General features: G+C 61.9%; 14 protein-coding genes. 13 read left to right on the plus strand and 1 reads right to left on the minus strand.

What is annotated here, in order from left to right:
• Positions 1 to 123: 123 nt before the first annotated feature.
• The 5 genes from C8K66_RS01575 (at position 124) to C8K66_RS01595 (ending at position 6,778) form a co-directional block, all read left to right on the plus strand.
• On the plus strand, positions 124 to 2,196 hold the full coding sequence (locus C8K66_RS01575; protein WP_017849090.1) for a TonB-dependent siderophore receptor: 2,073 nt from the start codon (positions 124 to 126) through the stop codon (positions 2,194 to 2,196).
• Positions 2,196 to 2,477: a hypothetical protein gene (locus C8K66_RS01580; RefSeq protein WP_034097888.1), complete on the plus strand. Its 282-nt coding sequence runs from the start codon at positions 2,196 to 2,198 to the stop codon at positions 2,475 to 2,477. The genes C8K66_RS01575 and C8K66_RS01580 overlap by 1 nt, the downstream gene beginning before the upstream one ends.
• On the plus strand, positions 2,474 to 3,964 hold the full coding sequence (locus C8K66_RS01585; RefSeq protein WP_241561573.1) for a PepSY domain-containing protein: 1,491 nt from the start codon (positions 2,474 to 2,476) through the stop codon (positions 3,962 to 3,964). Before C8K66_RS01580 ends, C8K66_RS01585 begins: the two co-directional genes overlap by 4 nt.
• 13 nt (positions 3,965 to 3,977) lie before the next feature.
• Positions 3,978 to 5,204, plus strand: a complete 1,227-nt coding sequence (locus C8K66_RS01590; RefSeq protein WP_046383438.1) for a RhtX/FptX family siderophore transporter — start codon at positions 3,978 to 3,980, stop codon at positions 5,202 to 5,204.
• Between the two features lie 296 nt (positions 5,205 to 5,500).
• Positions 5,501 to 6,778: an MFS transporter gene (locus C8K66_RS01595; protein WP_046383439.1), complete on the plus strand. Its 1,278-nt coding sequence runs from the start codon at positions 5,501 to 5,503 to the stop codon at positions 6,776 to 6,778.
• Here the strand turns inward: C8K66_RS01595 and C8K66_RS01600 are convergent.
• The gene (locus C8K66_RS01600; RefSeq protein ID WP_108524101.1) at positions 6,772 to 7,827 is read right to left on the minus strand and encodes a helix-turn-helix domain-containing protein; all 1,056 of its coding nucleotides are present in this window, start codon (positions 7,825 to 7,827) and stop codon (positions 6,772 to 6,774) included. The two genes, C8K66_RS01595 and C8K66_RS01600, sit on opposite strands and share 7 nt — an antisense overlap.
• Positions 7,828 to 8,465: 638 nt before the next feature.
• Here C8K66_RS01600 and tssA point away from each other — a divergent pair.
• From tssA to tssH, 8 genes are all read left to right on the plus strand, one after another.
• Positions 8,466 to 10,016, plus strand: coding sequence for a type VI secretion system protein TssA (gene tssA, locus C8K66_RS01605; RefSeq protein ID WP_108524102.1), 1,551 nt, complete (start codon positions 8,466 to 8,468; stop codon positions 10,014 to 10,016).
• A gap of 98 nt (positions 10,017 to 10,114) precedes the next feature.
• On the plus strand, positions 10,115 to 10,612 hold the full coding sequence (gene tssB, locus C8K66_RS01610) for a type VI secretion system contractile sheath small subunit (protein WP_017849097.1): 498 nt from the start codon (positions 10,115 to 10,117) through the stop codon (positions 10,610 to 10,612).
• Positions 10,613 to 10,615: 3 nt separating this feature from the next.
• A complete protein-coding gene (tssC, locus tag C8K66_RS01615) occupies positions 10,616 to 12,100 on the plus strand; it encodes a type VI secretion system contractile sheath large subunit (protein WP_108524103.1) in 1,485 nt (494 codons plus the stop codon).
• A gap of 159 nt (positions 12,101 to 12,259) precedes the next feature.
• Positions 12,260 to 12,748, plus strand: coding sequence for an Hcp family type VI secretion system effector (locus tag C8K66_RS01620; RefSeq protein WP_017849099.1), 489 nt, complete (start codon positions 12,260 to 12,262; stop codon positions 12,746 to 12,748).
• A gap of 70 nt (positions 12,749 to 12,818) precedes the next feature.
• Positions 12,819 to 13,238 carry a type VI secretion system baseplate subunit TssE gene (gene tssE / locus C8K66_RS01625; protein WP_226926231.1) on the plus strand — a complete coding sequence of 140 codons (420 nt, stop codon included), beginning with the start codon at positions 12,819 to 12,821 and terminating at the stop codon, positions 13,236 to 13,238.
• A gap of 3 nt (positions 13,239 to 13,241) precedes the next feature.
• Positions 13,242 to 14,957 carry a type VI secretion system baseplate subunit TssF gene (gene tssF / locus C8K66_RS01630; protein WP_104903192.1) on the plus strand — a complete coding sequence of 572 codons (1,716 nt, stop codon included), beginning with the start codon at positions 13,242 to 13,244 and terminating at the stop codon, positions 14,955 to 14,957.
• Positions 14,921 to 15,928, plus strand: coding sequence for a type VI secretion system baseplate subunit TssG (gene tssG, locus C8K66_RS01635; protein WP_079443810.1), 1,008 nt, complete (start codon positions 14,921 to 14,923; stop codon positions 15,926 to 15,928). The genes tssF and tssG overlap by 37 nt, the downstream gene beginning before the upstream one ends.
• Positions 15,929 to 18,661 carry a type VI secretion system ATPase TssH gene (tssH, locus tag C8K66_RS01640; protein WP_108524104.1) on the plus strand — a complete coding sequence of 911 codons (2,733 nt, stop codon included), beginning with the start codon at positions 15,929 to 15,931 and terminating at the stop codon, positions 18,659 to 18,661.
• Positions 18,662 to 18,684 lie beyond the last annotated feature (23 nt).

Raw genomic sequence — 18,684 nt, forward strand, 5'->3', positions numbered from 1 at the left:
AGTCGCAGCGTTCGTTTAAACGATACTAATGCGAATTATTATCGATAAAGAGGCTGGGCAATGTCACACCGGGGAGCAACAAAGGCGGGGCGGGGTTTCCAACGTAATGGGGCGCAACTTGGGATGGTGCTGGTGCTGGGCTTGAGCCCGTTGGCACAGGCGATTGCGACCGTGCAATTGCCTGACATCAAGGTCGCGGGTGACGACACCTCGGGCGAGGTGACCCCGCCCGGCGTGACCACCATCGGCAAGCTACCGCTCAAACTGCGGGAAACGCCGCAGTCGGTGAGCGTCATCGACCACGAGCGCATTGAGCAGCAAAACCTGTTCAGCCTCGATGAAGTGATGCAGCAGGCCACTGGCGTGACGGTGCAGCCGTTCCAGTTGCTGACCACCGCGTACTACGTGCGTGGCTTCAAGATCAACTCTTTCGAATTGGACGGCGTGCCGGCGATGCTCGGTGAAACCGCCGGTTCGCCTCAGGACATGGCGGTGTATGAGCGCGTCGAAATCCTGCGTGGCTCCAATGGTTTGCTGCACGGCAGCGGTAACCCGGCGGCCACGGTCAACCTGGTGCGCAAGCGCCCACAAAAGGCATTCGCCGCCAGCACCACCCTCAGCGGCGGCACCTGGGACCGTTACCGTGGCGAAGTGGATGTCGGCGGGCCGCTGACCCAGACTGGCAACGTGCGTGGGCGTGTGGTGGCGGCCTACGAGGATCGCGACTACTTCTACGATGTCGGCAAGCAAGACACCCAGTTGCTCTACGGCATCACCGAATTCGACCTGAGCCCCGACACCCTGCTGACCCTGGGCGCGCAATACCAGACCATCGATTCGGTGACCAACATGGCCGGCGTGCCCATGGCCAAGGACGGGTCGAGCCTGAACCTGTCGCGCTCCACCTATCTGGACGTGGACTGGGACCGCTTCAAGTGGACCACGCGCCGGGTGTTCGGCTCTCTCGAGCAGCAATTGGATCACGACTGGAAAGCCAAGGTCGCCGCCGAATACCAGGATGCCGACTCAAGCCTGCGCTATGCCGGTGCTTTTGGCGCCATTGACCCGCTCACCGGCGATGGCGGTCGCTTGATGGGCGCTGCGTATAAATTCAGCAGCACCCAAAAGAGCGTGGATGCTTCGGTCAATGGGCCGTATTCGTTGTTTGGCCGCAGCCATGAGTTGTTGTTGGGCACCAACTACAGCCACGGCGAAACCGAGCAGCGCACCGCCCAGTTCACCACGCCGCTCAACGTGCCGGTGAATGTCTATCGCTGGGACCCGAGCAGTGTGCCCAAACCCGGGATCGGCGCCTACACATCGCCCGGGTCCACGACGACCACCTCCAAGGGCGTCTACGCGCTGACCCGCTACAAACTGCTCGATCCGCTGACCCTGGTCATCGGCGGCCGGGCCAGTTGGTGGGACCAGAACGCGCCGACCAGCCACTTCACCCCCGGCCGGGAAATAACCCCGTATGGCGGCTTGATCTGGGACTTTGCGCAGAACTGGTCGTGGTACGCCAGCTACGCCGAGGTCTACCAGCCGCAGACCGGGCAAACCTGGAGCGGCGACCTGCTCAAGCCGGTAGAGGGCAAGACCTATGAAACCGGGATCAAGGGCGAGTTGGCGGACGGGCGTTTGAATGTGTCGCTGGCTGTGTTCCGTATCGACCTGGAGAACAACCCGCAGGTCGATCCGGACCACCCGGGCGTGGGGCCGACCACCTATTACATCAGCGGCGGCAAGGTGCGCAGCCAGGGCTTCGAGCTGGAGAGCAGCGGTTATATCACCCCCGAATGGAACGTCTCCGCCGGTTATACCTACACCAGCACCGAGTACCTCAAGGACACCAACGCTTCGGGTGAGCGCTATGCCAGCTTCACGCCGCGCCACATGGCGCGGGTGTGGACCCAGTACGAGTTGCCGTGGCAGGACCGCCGCTGGAGCGTCGGTGCCGGCGTGCAGGCGCAAAGTGATTACTCCACCCAATCCGGGGCTGTGACCCTGGAGCAGGGCGGCTATGCCTTACTCAATGCGCGGGTCGCCTACCGCATCGACGAGCATTGGACTGCCGCGGTCAACGGCAACAACCTGGCGGACCGCAAGTACTACCAGAGCCTGTCCAACGTCAATTGGAACAACCGCTATGGCGAACCGCGCAGCCTCAATCTGACCCTGCGAGGTACGTTCTGATGGCCGCGCCGGCCCTCGGTTCCTGGCCGCTGCGCATTTGTCTGGCGCTGGCGGGCAGTGTGCTCAGCAGCCTGCAACTGGCCGTCCTGCTGGCGCGGCATTATCCGTGGGGCGGTGGGCTGGAGCGGCTGTATGCCGGCGTGTTCCTGGGCTTGGGGTTTCTGGTGACGGTGCTGCTGTGGTCGTTGCTGGCGCCGGATCGCAAACGCGTGGTGTGTCGCTCCAGCGTCTGGCTGCTGCTGTTTACGCCCTGGCTGCTTTGGGATGGAGCCTGGCGATGAACCTGATGGGCGCACCGAGGGCATTGGTTCAGCGTGTACACGCCGGGGCAGGCGGGGTGTTTGGGGTACTGCTGTTCGTGATCCTGCTGACGGGGGCGTGGAGCATGGCCCATGAAGACTTGCGCGCCTGGTTTCGCGGCCCGGCGGCGTTGGCTCACGGGCCAGCGCTACCGGTCGCGCAATGGCCGGCTATCGCTCGCGAGCGCGGCTTGGCGCTCGGTGAATTGCGCATTCGTTTGCCGGACAGTAGCCACTCGGTGGTCGAGTTGTGTGCATCGCCCAAGGACTGCACGGTCGCCTTGGACCCCGTCAGCGGCCGTGAGCTGGCGTCAGGCAACGCGGCGGATATCCTGTTCAACCTGCACAAAAGTCTGTTCATCGGTTTTCCCGGCCGGATTTTGATCAGCTTGTTGGGCGTGGTGTTGTTGCTGATGATCTGGGCAGGCAGTGCATTACACAGTGGGCGCCTGCAAGACCTCAAGCGCCTGCGGCGCGACCGTGGGGCACGGGTGTTCGCCCATGACTTGCACAGCCTGATCGGCCGTTGGTGCGGGCCCTGGTTGCTGCTGTTTGGTATCACTGGCGCGTTGTCCGGCCTGGGGGCGCTCGGCACCTTGGGGCTAGCCGCGCAGGCGTTCCCGGGCGCGCCGCAGCAAGCGTTCATGCAGTTGCTGGGGGCACCGCCGCAGGTCGACCGAACAACGGCTTCGGCGCCGGCGGTCGATCTGGATCAGTTGCTGCGCGAGGACGCCGTCGCCCATCCGGGGTTCTCTGCTCAAAACGTCGCCTTGCACCACTGGGGTGAGCCGGATGCCTGGGTGGAAGTGAGCGGTATCCAACAAGGCCTGCCCAGTACGGCCGTCTTTGAACGGCATGCCTATCGCGCCGCTGACGGCCTCGCCGTCGGCTCCAGCAGCGCCAGCGGGCGCGGTCTGTGGTTGCAGGCGTTTATTGCGGTGCAGCCGCTGCACTTTGCCGACTACCGCTGGGTGCCTGTTGGCGGGTCACTGCTGCGTGCCGTGCATTTCGGCATGGCGTTGGCGGCGGCGGGGTTGGTGCTCAGCGGCTTGTACCTGTGGCTGGAGCGTCGGCGCCTCAAGGCCGGCGGCGGTTGGCAGGTGCTACTGCGCCTGGTGATCGGCGGCGGTGGCGGGTTGCTGGCGGCCACGGCGGTATTGCTCTGCGCGGGGGCGCTGGGCAGTGCCAACCTGGCGTGGTGGTTCTGGGGCGGTTGGCTTGCCAGCCTGCTGCTGGCCTGCCTGATGCCCCCCAGGCGTCAACCGCTGCACCTGCTGCTGGCCGTGACGGGCCTGGGCTTCCTGGCGGCGGCGCTGCTGCACCTGGCCGGCAGCCTGAAACAAGGCAGCGTGCCGCTGTGGCCCATCGATCTTGTGTTGCTGCTGTGCGCGGCCAGTGCCCTGTGGGCATTGCGGCGCCTGATTTCTTTTACGCGTGCGGCACGGGCTGCCGCCGCCAATGTTGCCTGAGGGGAGACTTGTAATGCTGGATCTGTTGAAACATTGGCGCATGGTGCTGACCTTTGCACTGTTGTACCTGTCCCAAGGCATTTGCTTCGGCATCGCCATGGACGCCTTGCCGACCCTGCTGCGTCATGACGGCGCGGCGCTCCACGCCTTGGCCTTCCTGCCGTTGGTGGGGATACCGTGGGTGGTCAAGTTCCTCTGGGCGCCCCAGGTGGATAACCATTGGAGCCCACGCCTGGGACGGCGCCGCAGTTGGATCATTCCCATGCAGATACTGGTGCTGCTGTGCATTGCCTGCCTGGCAAGCATCGGCCTGCGCGTCGAGACGGCAGGCATCGCCGTGGGCCTGCTGATTGTTGCCTCGCTGGCCAGCGCCACCCAGGACATCGCCACCGACGGCATGGCGGCCGAGTACTTTAGCGGCAACATGCTCGCGCGGATTAACGCCATCCAAGTGGGCGGCACCATGGTCGGCTTCTTCGTTGGCGGCGCCGGCACCTTGCTGCTTAGCGGCTACCTGGGGCAAACCAGCGCGTTCAGTCTGCTGGCTTTGGTGCCGCTGTTGAGTCTGGTGTGCGTCGGCTGGCTGCACGTGGCACCGGCCAAGGAAAAACAGCCAGATGTGGCGCATGCCTCATTATGGCGGTTTATCAAGCGGCCGAAGGCGCTGGCGCTGGTGGTACTCGCCTTGTTGTCGGCCATGACGTCAGTGTCGGGTTTTGGTTTGTCAAAGCTGTTCCTGAATGACGCCGGTTGGTCCTTGCAGGCTATCGGCCAACTGGGCATGAGCGGCGGCGTGGTCACCATCGTCCTCGGCTGCGGCGGTGGTGCATGGTTGATCCGGGTGTTGGGGCTGTGGCCGACGTTCATCCTGGCGGTGGGCATGGCCGGCGCTGCCGCGTTGACCTGGCTGCTGCAAGCCAACGGCATGCTTGCCACGCAAACCGGACTGATCTGGTTGGCCGTGGGCCTGGGCTCGTTCGCGACCGGCGCCACCTCGGTGGTGATCATGACTGCCTCCATGGCCTTCGCCGCGCAAAGCGACCAGGCCGGTACGGACATGACCGCCGTGCAAAGCACGCGTGATCTGGGGGAAATGCTGTCTTCGACCTTGCTGGTGGGGTTGACTGCGCAGGCGGGGTATAGCGGTGGGTTTCTTGCGGGGATGGTGATGGCGATCCTGGCGTCGTTGGTGGCGTTGAATGTGTCACGTCAACGTGTGGGGGAAAGAGCCGCGGGCTGATTGATAGGTTGGGCGATCGTCAAAGGCGCTCAACGGGTCAATCAGTGCGAGCGCTCGTGATCTTCCGACATCAAGCGTGCGGCGCGGAGCCGCAGTGAGTGCGCGCCTGCTGGCGTTATAAAAGGGGTACATACAAGCCTGATATTGTTCCGTAGGATGCTCCCGCCAGGACGCTACTACAAATCAATAGCCCGTCGATCGAGCTGTTAGCGCCCAACGTGCCCATGAGGGGCCTTTTGGGCCCACGTGTTCGCTACCCAGCGCGCTTTGATTGACTCGACGGGACCTCGGCCTAAATGTCTTATCTTGAATCTGGCGATTGTCCGGTGACCTTCAGGCAATCGAAGAAGGTGATACTGGCGACAGTCGTTGGCAATGGCCTGGTGATCTACGACTTCACGGTATACAGCTTTTCTGCCGTGATCATCGGCAAGCTGTTTTTCCCATCGGACAGTTCGTTCGCCTCGTTGCTGATGGCATTGTTGACGTTTGGCATCGGTTTCGCGATGCGCCCGCTGGGCGCAATCGTGATCGGCAACCTCGCCGACCGCAAAGGGCGAAAAGCCGGCTTGAATGTCACCAATCTATTGATGGCAGCCGGTACCGCCTTGATCGCGTTCATGCCGACGCATGCATCGATCGGCGTCACCGCAACGGTGTTGCTGGTGCTCTCGCGGTTGCTGCAAGGGTTCGCGACCGGAGGGGAGATCGGCGTGTCGTCCGTGGTGCTGATGGAGCTGGCGGCGCGCAATCAACGCTGCTATCTGGTCAGTTGGCGTTCTGCCAGCCAGGCGGCCGCGGTTTTGGTGGGGGCGGTTGTCGGTGCCACCACGACCGCATTGCTGACCCCCGAACAGTTGCTGGCCTGGGGCTGGCGTATTCCTTTCGTGCTTGGGCTTTTGATTGCCCCGTTCGGGTGGTTCATTCGGCGCAATATGGTGGAGACAACACGGCGTGGTATCCAGTCGCCGTCGCTGCGTGTCTTGCTGAAAAACCATCGCCCCCAGCTATTGCTGGGGATCTTGATGATGGCAACCCCCACCGCAAGCATCTACCTGATGGTGCTCTACATGCCGACCTATCTGGTCCGCACGTTAGGCCTGTCGCCGAGCATGAGCTTGCTTTCGGCGTGCTTTTCCAGCGCGATGCTGTTCATTGCCGCGCCATTGTTTGCGCGGTTCGCCGACCGGCTGCCGCGACGCAAGCCGACCCAATACGTGACGATGATCCTCAGCATCCTGTTGGTCTATCCGGTGTTCCTGGCCTTGACCCATGGGGTCGGCGAGCTGGCTTCCTTGCTGATCATCGGCATCTATTCGGCTGTCGCGATGGGCAACAACGGCGTCGCTACCGTCATGATCATGGAGGCTTTTCCGGCGCATCACCGGGCCACGGGGATGTCGATGGTCTACAGTTTCGGCGTGACGATCTTCGGGGCGTTCTGCCCGTTTTTTGTGACGTGGTTGATCGGAGTTACCCAGAACGCAATGGCGCCTTCCTGGTATCTGCTGGGCGCGCTATTGGTCAGCCTGTTCGCACTGGTGAAATTTCCAGCGCGCCAGCCGGCTCACTGATCGATTCGGCCAGCGACGTTACGGTGCCCCGGCATAGCGTTGCCCATTCGCTGTGCCGCCATCAGGCGATGGTCCTGCGGCGCCAGGTCATAGCGACGACGAAACGCGCGGGTAAACGCCGATGCGCTGTTAAAGCCCAGGCTGTAGGCGATCTCAATCACCTGGCGGTCCGGATAGCGCACCAGTTCGTCCGCGGCTTCACGCAGGCGGCAGTTGAGGATGTAGCGACCCAACCCTCCCTCATGCTGGAACAGACGGTAGAGCGTGGCGCGAGGCAGCTGCATGACCATCAGCACGTACTCTGGCGTCAGCCAGGGTTGATACAGGTTGTTTTGCACATAACGCCTGGCTTTATCGAACATCGCACTGCGCGCCGCCGCCCGCACGTGCCCACCCAGCTTGGCCTGTTTCGAGAAGGCCGCGAGCATGAGTTGAACGGCGGTATCGAATGTCGACGCGGCCTCGGCGCTGCTGATAACCGGCAGTTTTCTGGAAAACGCCTCGACGTGCTCGATCATCAATTGGGTCATAGGCGTCGTATTCTCGAAGACACGCCCGTGGATCGACTCGGCATGCGGCAGCGCCGCTTCCACCACCGGGCGCGAGACAAAGAAGGTCAATACGCGGCAACGCCCCCGGCTCATTTTGATCGGCTGGTTCATGTCCATGGCAACGATGCTCGCCCTCGCGGACGCGCCATGTTCCTGGGGGCCGCCTCGAATGGACTCCATTGCGCCTTGGGTGAAGACCTGGAAAACATAGTCCCGGACCTTGTCGGTAGAGATGCGCGCAATCGAACGGTCGAGCAACAAGGCGTCGCTTGAGCAGTCGGTGAAAACGCGATCACCCAATTTGTAGCGGTCAATGCTCGCGTTGAAGGGCGTGGTGGTTGCGTGGGATGTAGGCAGGACGTCGATGACGTGTCCGACCCGATCACGCCAGGCCAGCAGTTGGTTGGCAACCGGCTCGGCGCTGACCTCGAAGTGATCATGGGCGTGCCTGGAGCCGACGTGTTTAGGGGCGCATATCAGTGAGGCTGGTTTGTTCATGGATTCACTACAACCCGGAAAGCCTATGTTCACGCCCCGTGAACAGGCGTTGCATCTTCCCACTGTACGTCCGTGCTGCCTAGCGGCAGCCAGTCAGAATGGGTTGTTGTGCTCCTTATAACCGGTTTCTCCATGAAAGTAATGACAATCCCTCTTGTATCCAACTTGTTGCGCACTTTCTGGCGGCGGCAAGAGCGGGGGCGGGCGCCTGAAAATAATTGAAAAGTTGCAACGCAGGGTCAAGCCATCTGCAAGGCGCTTGATAGATTGACGCGAATTCGAATTTGACAGCGTTTATGTGTTTCCACGCTGTGAACGCGTGCGCTTGTTTCTCAAGCAAAGTGCGCTGGGTATTGGTCTTGTTATTTTCGGCGCGATGATCTGAACGGGTACGTTAAACCGGCGAGTACTTCAGGTGTTCACCCGATGGCCCCGGCGCCTTGGCTGACACATGCTTGTCCGACGCTTCAACGCGCGGGGCTTTGGCTTGGCGGATTACAGCCGCGGTGGGCGGAATATCGGGCCTTGGATCAATCAATGAAGATCGTCACCGCTGCATAAATCAACCCGGCATCGGCGGCGATTTTTTTTACGCGGCAACGATGTATCAAACAACCTGTTGAAGTAAGGAGTAACGGATGAGTTGCCTCGACCGGGAAGTAGGTTCGTTTGCGATCAGTTTGACTCATCCTGCTGGCGTTAATCCTCGGGAAGGGCTGGCTTTTTCCCTCGCGCAAATCGAAGTGGATAAATTGAACAATATCCACGCCGAGTCCGGAGTGGATTGGCAGAAAGTCGCCGATGCCTGTGTAAAAGTGCTGCGAGAAGAGGGCAAGGACTTTAATGCCGCGGTCTGGTTGTTATGTGCCTGGACCACTCTGCAAGGCATTTCCGGCCTGGCGACCGGCGTGCATATAGTGCGCGAAATGCTTGAGCTGTATTGGGAGACCCTGACCCCGCCGCCGGCCAGATTGCGTGCCCGCCGCAACCAGGCCGAGTGGATGCTCGAGTGGCTCGCCGTAAAACTTGAAGCCAACTTCGAAGCGGTGCCCGGAGAACAATTGGCGCAGTTGCTCGAAGACTGGGACGCCATCGATCGCCATTGGCGCGACCGGGACGCCGACGGCCCGAGTTTTTTTGCGTTGCGTCGTCGCCTATCGCAGTTGCCTGTGCAAGCGGGTGTCGAGCCAATAGCGGTGACGGCGGAAGAGGTTCCAGCGGCAGTCGATGCGCCTACAGCGCTCCCGACGCCGGTTGCGCACGCCCCTTCGGCGCCGCTCCCGGCCCTTGTGCCGGCTCCGCCATTGGGCCGTCTTGAGAGCGATGAAGCCATCGAGAACGCGGTCAATAGCGTGTTTGCCTCGCTTGCACCGCTGCTGGGGTTTTGCCTGGAGTCTCGGGCGACCTTGCCATTGCTGTTTCGCCTCAATCGCCAATTGGCGTGGACGACCCTGGAGCAGGTCCCTCCTGCGCAAGGCTACACGACACGCGTGCCGCCGCCTTCGGACGCGGAACTCGAAAGTTTCAGCCGCTTGCAGAGCGTTGGCGAGCCGCTGGACATCGTGCGTTTTTGCGAAGGTCGGTTACCAAGTTATCCGTGCTGGCTGGACCTCAATCGGGCCAGTCATGCCGCGCTCTTGAGGCTCGGTTCGGCAGCGCAGGCCGGTGCCGCCAGCCTGGCCCTGGAAACCCGTCATTTTCTGGCGCGCCTGCCGGCGCTGGTCGAGCTGACATTCGCCGACGGCCAGCCGTTCGCCGACGGCGCGACCCGCAGTTGGCTCGAAGGTTTGGCACCGGCGGCCGGCAGCGGCGCCACGGATGGGCTGCAAACGCTGATCGATGAAGTCGCGCGTGATGCCGCCGAAGGCCGTTTGAACGAAGCGTTGGCGCGTTTGCAGGCCGCCGTGCGAGAGGCCGGCAGCGGCCGCGAGCGGTTTCGCCTGCGCGCTGCCCAATGCCATCTGCTACAGCGTTTCGACCCGCGCGCTCAGTTGGGTGTTGCCTTGGATGTGTTGCTCCAGGAAGCGACGGAGCAGGGCCTCGATCGTTGGGAGCCGGAGCTGGTCCGGCCGTTGTTGGAGTTGGCACTGGCGCATGACGACGGCGGTTCGAGAGCGCTGTGGGCGCAACAGTTGGCTGCAATGGATTTGCCGGCGTTCTGGCGTTTGGCCAGCCCGCCGGCAAGTTGAATGGGCAACAGGCAATACCTGGCAGGCGTGTGCATATCCATGCCATGAGTTTTCTAACGGCTGCGTTGAGCGAGTCCGGTAAACAGGAGTGAGATTTAATGGCTAGTGAAGGTTCGGTCGCGCCTAAAGAGCGCGTCAATATTGTTTACAGCTCTGACACCGGCGGCGCGCAGGAACAGGTCGAGCTGCCGCTCAAGCAACTGGTGATCGGCGACTTCACCTTGCGTGAAGACGACACGCCGGTTGAAGACCTCAAACCGATCCGCGTCGACAAAGACAACTTCACCGATGTGCTCAAGGGCCAGAACCTGAGCCTGCAGTTGGCGGTGCCCAATCATCTGGCGGAAAACGCGCCGGAGGACGAGCAGATCCCGGTCTCGCTGACCTTCCAGTCCATTCGCGATTTTGAGCCGGATGCCATCGTGGCCCAGGTTCCCGAGTTGCAGCAACTGATCGCCCTGCGGGATTCGCTCAAGGCCTTGAAAGGGCCGATGGGTAACTTGCCGGAGTTTCGCAAGCAGCTGCAGGCCCTGATGAACGATGACGGGGCCCGCGAGCGTTTGCTCTCGGAACTTGGCGTAAAGGACAAGGAATAACCCATGAGCGAAGAAAAGAGTCAGGCAGCGAGCACGACCGGCCGGGCGGTCGAGTCGGTTTCCCTGTTGGATCAGTTGGTGGAAGCGACGCGCGTCAAGCCGGGCGACGAGGCGTATGCCGTCACCCGTCAGGGCCTCGAAGCGTTTGTCACCGAACTGCTCGAGCCGGCCCGGCAGGCCGAGAAGGTCAGCGCCGGGTTGATCGACGACATGATCGCCACGCTGGATGCCAAGCTGTGCCGGCAGGTCGACGCGATCATTCACCACCAGCAGTTCCAGAAGCTGGAGTCGTCCTGGCGCTCGCTGAAGTTTCTGGTCGACCGCACGGATTTTCGCGAGAACAACAAGCTGGAAATCCTCAGCGTGTCCAAAGAGAAGCTGCTCGAAGATTTCGAGGATGCGCCGGAGATCACCCGTTCGGGTCTGTACAAGGCGGTGTACACCGCCGAGTTCGGCCAGTTCGGCGGCCAGCCGTTCGGCTCGATCATCGGTAACTACGAGTTCAACCCCGGCCCGCAGGACATGAAGTTGCTGCAGTCGGTCGCCGCGATTTCGGCGATGTCCCACACGCCCTTCATCGCCGCGGCCGGACCACAGTTCTTCGGCATCGACAGCTTTGCCGACCTGCCCAATCTCAAGGATCTGCAAGCCGTCTTCGAGGGGCCGCAGTTCACCAAATGGAATGCCTTTCGTGAAAGCGACGACGCGCGTTTCGTTGGCCTGACATTGCCGCACTTCCTGCTGCGCACGCCCTATGGCGAAGACACGGTCCCCGCCAAGACGTTCCGCTACAACGAAAACGTCGGTGGCGGCAACCAGGACTTCCTGTGGGGCAACGCTGCGTTTGCCTTTGCCAGTCGCCTGTCCGACAGCTTTGCCCAGTACCGCTGGTGCGCCAACGTCATTGGCCCACAGGGCGGCGGCACCGTCGGTGATTTGCCGATCTACAACTACGAGGCCATGGGCGAAACCCAGACCAAGATCCCGACCGAAGTGCTGATTTCCGAGCGCCGCGAGTTCGAGCTGGCCGAGCAGGGGTTTATCGCGCTGACCATGCGCAAGAACACCGATAACGCGGCGTTCTTTTCCGCCAACTCGTGCCAGAAGCCCAAGTTCTTCGGCAATGACAAAGAAGGCAAGGAAGCCGAGCTGAACTACAAGCTGGGCACCCAACTGCCGTACATCTTTGTGGTCAGCCGCCTGGCCCATTACATCAAGGTCATCCAGCGCGAAAACATCGGCACCTGGAAAGAGCGTGGCGACCTGGAGTCGGAACTCAACACCTGGATTCGCCAGTACGTGGCCGACATGGATAACCCCGCCGCCGGTGTGCGCAGCCGTCGTCCACTGCGTCAGGCGGAGATTACCGTCAGCGACGTCGAAGGCGATCCAGGCTGGTACCGCGTCGGTTTGAAAGTCCGTCCGCACTTCAAGTACATGGGCGCGTCTTTCACGCTGTCGCTGGTGGGCAAGCTCGACAAGAGCTGATCGGTAGCGCGAATGGGCAACGCCGCCGTTGCCCATTCAGGTGTTCACCCGAGGGTCATTGCCTCGGCGTTTCCATAAGATGGATTCAACGCAGCGAGACAGGGCCAGAGGCGCTGATCGATGCCTGAAAACTCACTGATTAAACCCGGAGTACACGTTATGCCAATGCCATGCTACTTGAGTATCGAAGGCCAGAACCAAGGCAAGATCGAAGGTTCCAGCACGGTTACCGGTCATGAAGGAAAGATCCTTGTTCAGGCCGTCGAACACCTGATCGATATTCCCAAGAACCCGCAGACCGGCCTGCCGGCCGGCAAGCGTGTCCACCAGGGCATGACCCTGACCAAGGAAATCGATAAGTCTTCTCCAAAGCTGCTGCAAGCCCTGACTTCCGGCGAGCAGCTCAAGTCTGTTGTGTTGGAGTTCTATCGGATCTCGCCTAAAGGCACCGAAGAAAAGTACTACACCATCACCCTGAGCAATGCCGTGCTCGTTTCGGCCCGCACCTGGGTGCCGAACGTGTTGAGCCCTGAGTTCAAGCAAATGGGCCATATGGAAGACATCGGCATCACCTACGAAAAAATCGTCTGGACCTGGGTGCCGGACGGTATCGAAGCCGAAGACTCGTGGTTGGCGCCAAAAGCGTAAGCCAGGCTCGACAGTTCAATGCCGCCCTGGTCCAGGGCGGTGTTCTTGTTATTGCAGAAGGTACACCGCGTTGAGAGAAAAGCGATTGCTGGAGCGCATCACAAGCCTGCAGGCCGAAACCGGTCGCACGCACCTGACCCAGGCTGAAGTGTTGACGCAGTCGATCGTCCAGCATCTGCAACGCATTTTGAATACCCGGCGCGGCAGCGTGCCGATTGACGCCGAGTTTGGCGTACCCGACTTCACCAATCTGGCCGGTTCGTTTGCGACCGGCGAGACCACGCAAATAATCGAGAACATGACGCGCATGATCGCCCGCTACGAGCCTCGCTTGAAATCGCCGCGCATCCTGGTCGCCGAAGGTGCCCAGGAAGTGTTGTCGCTGAGTTTCAGTCTTGAGGGCGTGGTGTCGATCGACGATCGGGACATTCCTATTCACCTGGCAACGCGTGTGTCTTCGGACGGTCGCGTGTCCCTGGCGATGCACTAAGTCATGCTCAACAGCCATTATCAAAGTGAACTCAACCAACTGCGGCGTCTGGCCGATGAGTTTGCCCGCCGCAACCCGGCCCTGGCGCCGCTGCTGGGGGTGGACTCGGCCAATGACCCGGACGTCGAACGCTTGCTCGAAGGCGTGGCGTTTCTCACCGGGATGGTTCGCCAACGGTTGGACGACGAGTTTCCCGAGTTCATTCAAGAGTTGGCGCAGCTGCTCTATCCCCATTACCTGCAACCGTTGCCCTGCCTGACGCTGCTGCAATTTCAGCCGCGCACGGCATTGCAGGAGGTTACGCGTATCGAGCCCGGCTGCGAAATTGCCTCGGTGCCGGTCGATGGCCAGCGCGTGCGCTTCAGCAGCACCGCGGCGGTCGACCTGGAACCGTTGCAACTGCTCGGCAGCCGCTGGGACGGCGGCGCCGGTGAAGAGCGCAGCCTGGTCCTGGACTTCGCTTTTACCACCGCTGACCCGAATAGCTGGCTGGCCGACAGCCTGCGTTTCTATCTGGGGGATGGCCTGGTCGATGGCTCCAAGTTATTGCGTCTGTTGCAGCTCAACCTGCGCGAGATTCGCATCTCTGCGCAAGAGCAGCCCATGACGGTATTGCCGGCCAGCCATTTGCGTGGCCTGGGATTCGATGCGAGCAACGCCTTGCTGCCGTTTCCCGATACCGCGCACCCGGCCTATCGGTGCCTGCAGGAATACTTCGCGCTGCCCGAGAAATTCCTGTTTATCGAGCTTCGCGGCTTCAAACAGTGGCGAGCCAGAGGCGCAGACGGGCGCTTCAGCGTGCGCCTGATGTTCGAGAACCTGCCGGACTGGACACCGAACCTGTCGGCCAACAGCTTTTTGCTGGGGGTGACGCCGGCGATCAATCTGTTCGCCCAGGATGCACACCCGCTGCGCATCGACCACAAGCAAGTCGACTATCGCATCCAGCCTGCCGACCATGGCCAGCGCATGAGCATGCGGATTCATTCGGTGCTCAAGGTCAGTGCTTATTCCGCCGGAGGCGGGGAGCGGCTGCTGGAACCGTTCAATACCTTCTCGCAGCGCGACACGTATAACCTGCGCATCCGCGCCTCGAGTATCGATGCCCAAGGTTATGACCACTATCTGAGCCTGCCCTACAGCGAAGGCAAAGTGCCGGGCGAGATGACCTTGTCCATCGGCTTGCTCTGCACCAATGGCAAGCTGCCGGAAAGCCTGCGCCTGGGGGATTTGAACCAGCCCACCGACAACACGCCGCCCAGGGTCGAGTTCAAGAGCATCCGTGGCATCACACCGTGCCAGCCGCCCAAGTTCGACGACAAGTTGCTGTGGCGCATGCTCTCGCAGCTCAATGCCAACCACTTCCGCCTGGCCGATCGCGACTACCTGCGCGGGCTGCTCGCGCTGTATCTGCCGAGCGTCGGCGAAGGGGCCCAGGATGCCAACCAGCGGCGCATCGATGCCATCGAAAAAGTCACCGTCAGCCACGAGCGGCGTTTTATTCGCGGGCTGCCGATCGAAGGCAGTGTGGTCCGGGTCGAGTGCCGGGGCGACTATTTCCTCAGCCCCGGCAATTTCTACCTGTTCGGTTGTGTGCTCGATGAATTTTTCGCCGGCTGTACGGCCATCAACAGCTTTACCGCCTTCACGCTGTTCGACAGCGTCAACCACGAGACCTTGAAATGGCCAGCGAAGATCGGGCACCAACGCCTGTTGTGATCGATCCGCTGCTCGATGACGGCGGCGAGTTCGGGTTTTTCCAGGCCTTGCGCCTGTTGCGCCTACGTTTCCCGAGCGAAAAACACTTCGTCGACAACGTGCGGGTCCGGCCGCGGCTGGGGCTCGGGTTTCCGCTGCGGGATATCGAAGGGATCGAGCAGGACGACGACGGTCGTTATCGGATCGAGGCCAACTTCTTCGGGCTGTATGGCGTCACTTCGCCGTTGCCGACGTTTTACACCGAAGACCTGATCGACGAGCAACTGCTGGGCCATTCGGCGGGACGTGACTTTCTCGACATCCTGCATGCCTCGCTCTATCCGTTGCTGTTCCGTGCCTGGGAAAAGCACCGGATCTGGATCGACATTACCGAGCGGCGCGACGTCAAGAGCCTGCGTCAGTTGCAGGCGCTGATCGGCATTGCGGATGCGCGTCCGGAGCAGCGCGATCAATCCACCGATTTGCTGCGGTATGCCGGGTTGTTCAACCAGTACCCGCGCTCGGCCCTGGGGCTGCAGCAGTTGGTCAAGGCGGTACTCAGCGATGTGACGGTGGAAGTCGTGCCGTGTGTCGAGACGCGCCTGCGGATCGACCGCACGGCACGCACTTACCTGGGCATGCAGTGCGGGGTGTTGGGCGAAAACAGCCTGCTCGGTCGTGAAGTCATGGACCGCAGCGGCACCCTGGATATCCGCCTGACGGCACTGAGTACCGAGCGTTTTCACGGGTTATTGCCGGGGCAGGCGCTGTATCAAAAGCTCGAACGCTTGGTGGGATTGTATTTGCAGACACCGCTACGCAGCCGTCTGGTCATGCGTCTTGCGGCAGATAAGCAGCAGTGCGCTTCGCTGGGCGGCGGCTGGCAGCGGCTGGGCCTGGATACCTGGCTCGGTGACGGAGACACACAGGACGACGTTGTATTCATGCTGACGGCCGAACACGGACCAATGCTCGAAGAGAGGGCTCGCTAGATGATTCAGGTAGAACTCAAACCGCTGTTCGCACGGCTCAATGTGTACAGCACCAAGGCCCTGGAGAACGCGGCGGGCCAGACCCTGGCGCGCGCTCACTACGAGATTTCCCTGGAGCACCTGCTGCGCCAGTTGCTGGAAGATCCGGATGCCGATACGACGCGCATTCTCGCGCGCTTCGAGATTGATCCGATGCGCTTGCGTGCGCTGCTGGATGAGGGCCTGGCGCAGTTGAAAAACGGCAACCCGGGACGTCCGGTGTTCGCTGGCCTGCTCACCGAATGGATTCAGGACGCCTGGCTGATTGCCTCGCTGGTGGTCGGCAGCGGGCGGATTCGCGGTGGTTCGCTGCTGCTGGCGCTGGTATCGCGCCTGGGCTACTACAGCGCTGGCACGCGTTACGGCGAACTGCTCAAGCCGATTTCCACCGATGCCCTGACCGCAGAGTTCGCTCAACTGTTGGGCGGCTCCAGCGAAGGTTCGCTGGACAGCCTGCAGACCGGCGCGGCCTCTGCTTCGTTGGCCGGCGCCGGCGGCAGTGCGCCCGCAGCCGAAGACAATATCGCGCGCTTTTGCGAAGACCTGACCGCCAAGGCAGCGGCGGGGCGCATCGACCCGATTTTCGGGCGCGATGATGAGATTCGCCAGATGATCGACATCCTCGCCCGGCGGCGTAAAAACAACCCCATCGCCGTGGGCGAGCCGGGTGTGGGCAAGTCCGCCGTGGTGGAGGGCCTGGCGTTGTTGATCAGCCAGGACGAAGTCCCCGACTTCCTCAAAAACACGCGCCTGCTCAGCCTGGATCTCGGTGCGCTGGAAGCGGGCGCCAGCGTCAAGGGCGAGTTCGAAAACCGCCTGCGTGGCGTCATCGAAGAGATCAAGGCCTCCACCACGCCGGTGATCCTGTTCATCGACGAAGCGCACATGCTGATCGGCGCCGGCGGCGCGGCGGGTGGCTCGGATGCGGCCAACCTGCTCAAACCCGCATTGGCCCGTGGCGAGTTGCGCACCATCGCCGCCACGACCTGGTCGGAGTACAAGAAGTACTTCGAGAAAGACCCGGCCCTGGCGCGTCGTTTCCAACTGGTCAAGCTGGACGAGCCGAGTGTCAAAACCGCAGTGTTGATCCTGCGCGGGCTCAAGGGGCACTACGAAAAAGTTCACGGGGTCAGCGTGCGTGACGACGCCATCGTCGCCGCCGCCGAATTGTCGGATCGCTACATCACCGGGCGCTTGCTGCCGGACAAGGCCGTCGACTTGCTCGACACCGCCAGCGCCCGGGTACGCATCGGCCTGGGCATCAAGCCTGCCGAGTTGGAGCGCATGGAGCGGCAGTTGTCCGGTCTGGCGCGTGAACAGAGCGCACTGGAGCGCGACCGTGGCAATGGTTTCCCCGTAGAAGACCAGCGCCTGACGGATATCGCCGACGAACAGGCTGAGATTGACGAGCGTCGGGTTGCGCTGGAAGTCCGCTGGCTGGCCGAGCGCGACGCGGCGCTGCGTGTCCTTGAAGCACGCAAGCAACTGACCCTGCAAGCACAGGACCTGCCGGTTCCGGCCGAAGGCGAGGTTGTGCAGGTACTGGCCTCGCTGGAGGAACGTCAGGCCGAGCTGGATCAGGCCCGTGAAAACCTGACCGCACTGCAAGGCGACGCGCCGTTGCTGTTCACCGAAGTCAGCCCCGATGCGATTGCCCAGGTGGTTTCCGACTGGACCGGCGTGCCGCTGGGCAAAGTGCTGCGCGATGCGGCGGGCGGCGTATTGGCCCTGGCCGACAACCTCAAGACGCGCATTCGCGGTCAGGACACCGCCGTCGAGCAGATCGCGGAAATCCTCAAGGCCGCGCAATCCGGCCTGCGCGATCCGCAACAGCCGTTGGGTGTGTTCCTGCTGGTCGGGCCGTCGGGGGTCGGCAAGACCGAAACCGCTCTGGCTGTGGCCGAACATCTGTTCGGCGGCGAACAGGCGATGATCTCGGTGAACATGAGCGAGTACCAGGAGAAGCACACCGTCAGCCGCTTGGTGGGTTCGCCCGCCGGCTATGTCGGCTTCGGCGAGGGCGGCATGTTGACCGAGGCGGTGCGCAAGCGTCCGTATTCGGTGGTGTTGCTCGATGAAGTGGAAAAAGCCCACCTGGACGTGGTGAACATTTTCTATCAGGTCTTCGACAAGGGCAGCCTGTCCGACGGCGAAGGGCGGCAGATCGATTTCTCCAACACCGTGGTGCTGCTGACCAGCAACCTGGCCACCGAAGAAATCCAGAACCTGTGCGTCGACGGGCGGCCCGACCCGGACACCCTCGCGGAAAAAATCCGCCCGACTCTGTCTCGGCATTTCAAACCGGCGCTGCTGGCGCGCATGACCATCGTGCCGTTCTTCACCCTGGGGGGCGCGCAACTGGCGGGCATCGTGCGCCTCAAGCTGGGCCGGCTCAGCGAGCGTCTGCTGGCGTCGTCGAAAGTCCGTCTGACGTTTGCAGAAGAGGTTGCCGACGCTATCGCCGCGCGCTGCACGGAAGTGGAAAGCGGGGCGCGCAATATCGACTTCATTTTGCGTAAGAGCCTGACACCGCGCCTGTCTGACGTCTTGCTCGGGGCGATTGCCGACCAGCGGCCCCTGGCCGGCTTGCATGTGGCGGTGGATGCGCGCGGCGAGTGGATCATTACCACGCAAGACATCGATGCGATCAGGTCTTTACCCGAGCGTGAAGCGCTGCTTGAGCCCCTAGAGTGACCGCTCGTTTACCGACTGAAGAA

Source organism: Pseudomonas sp. GV105 (genome assembly GCF_003058185.1).
GTDB lineage: Bacteria > Pseudomonadota > Gammaproteobacteria > Pseudomonadales > Pseudomonadaceae > Aquipseudomonas > Aquipseudomonas veronii.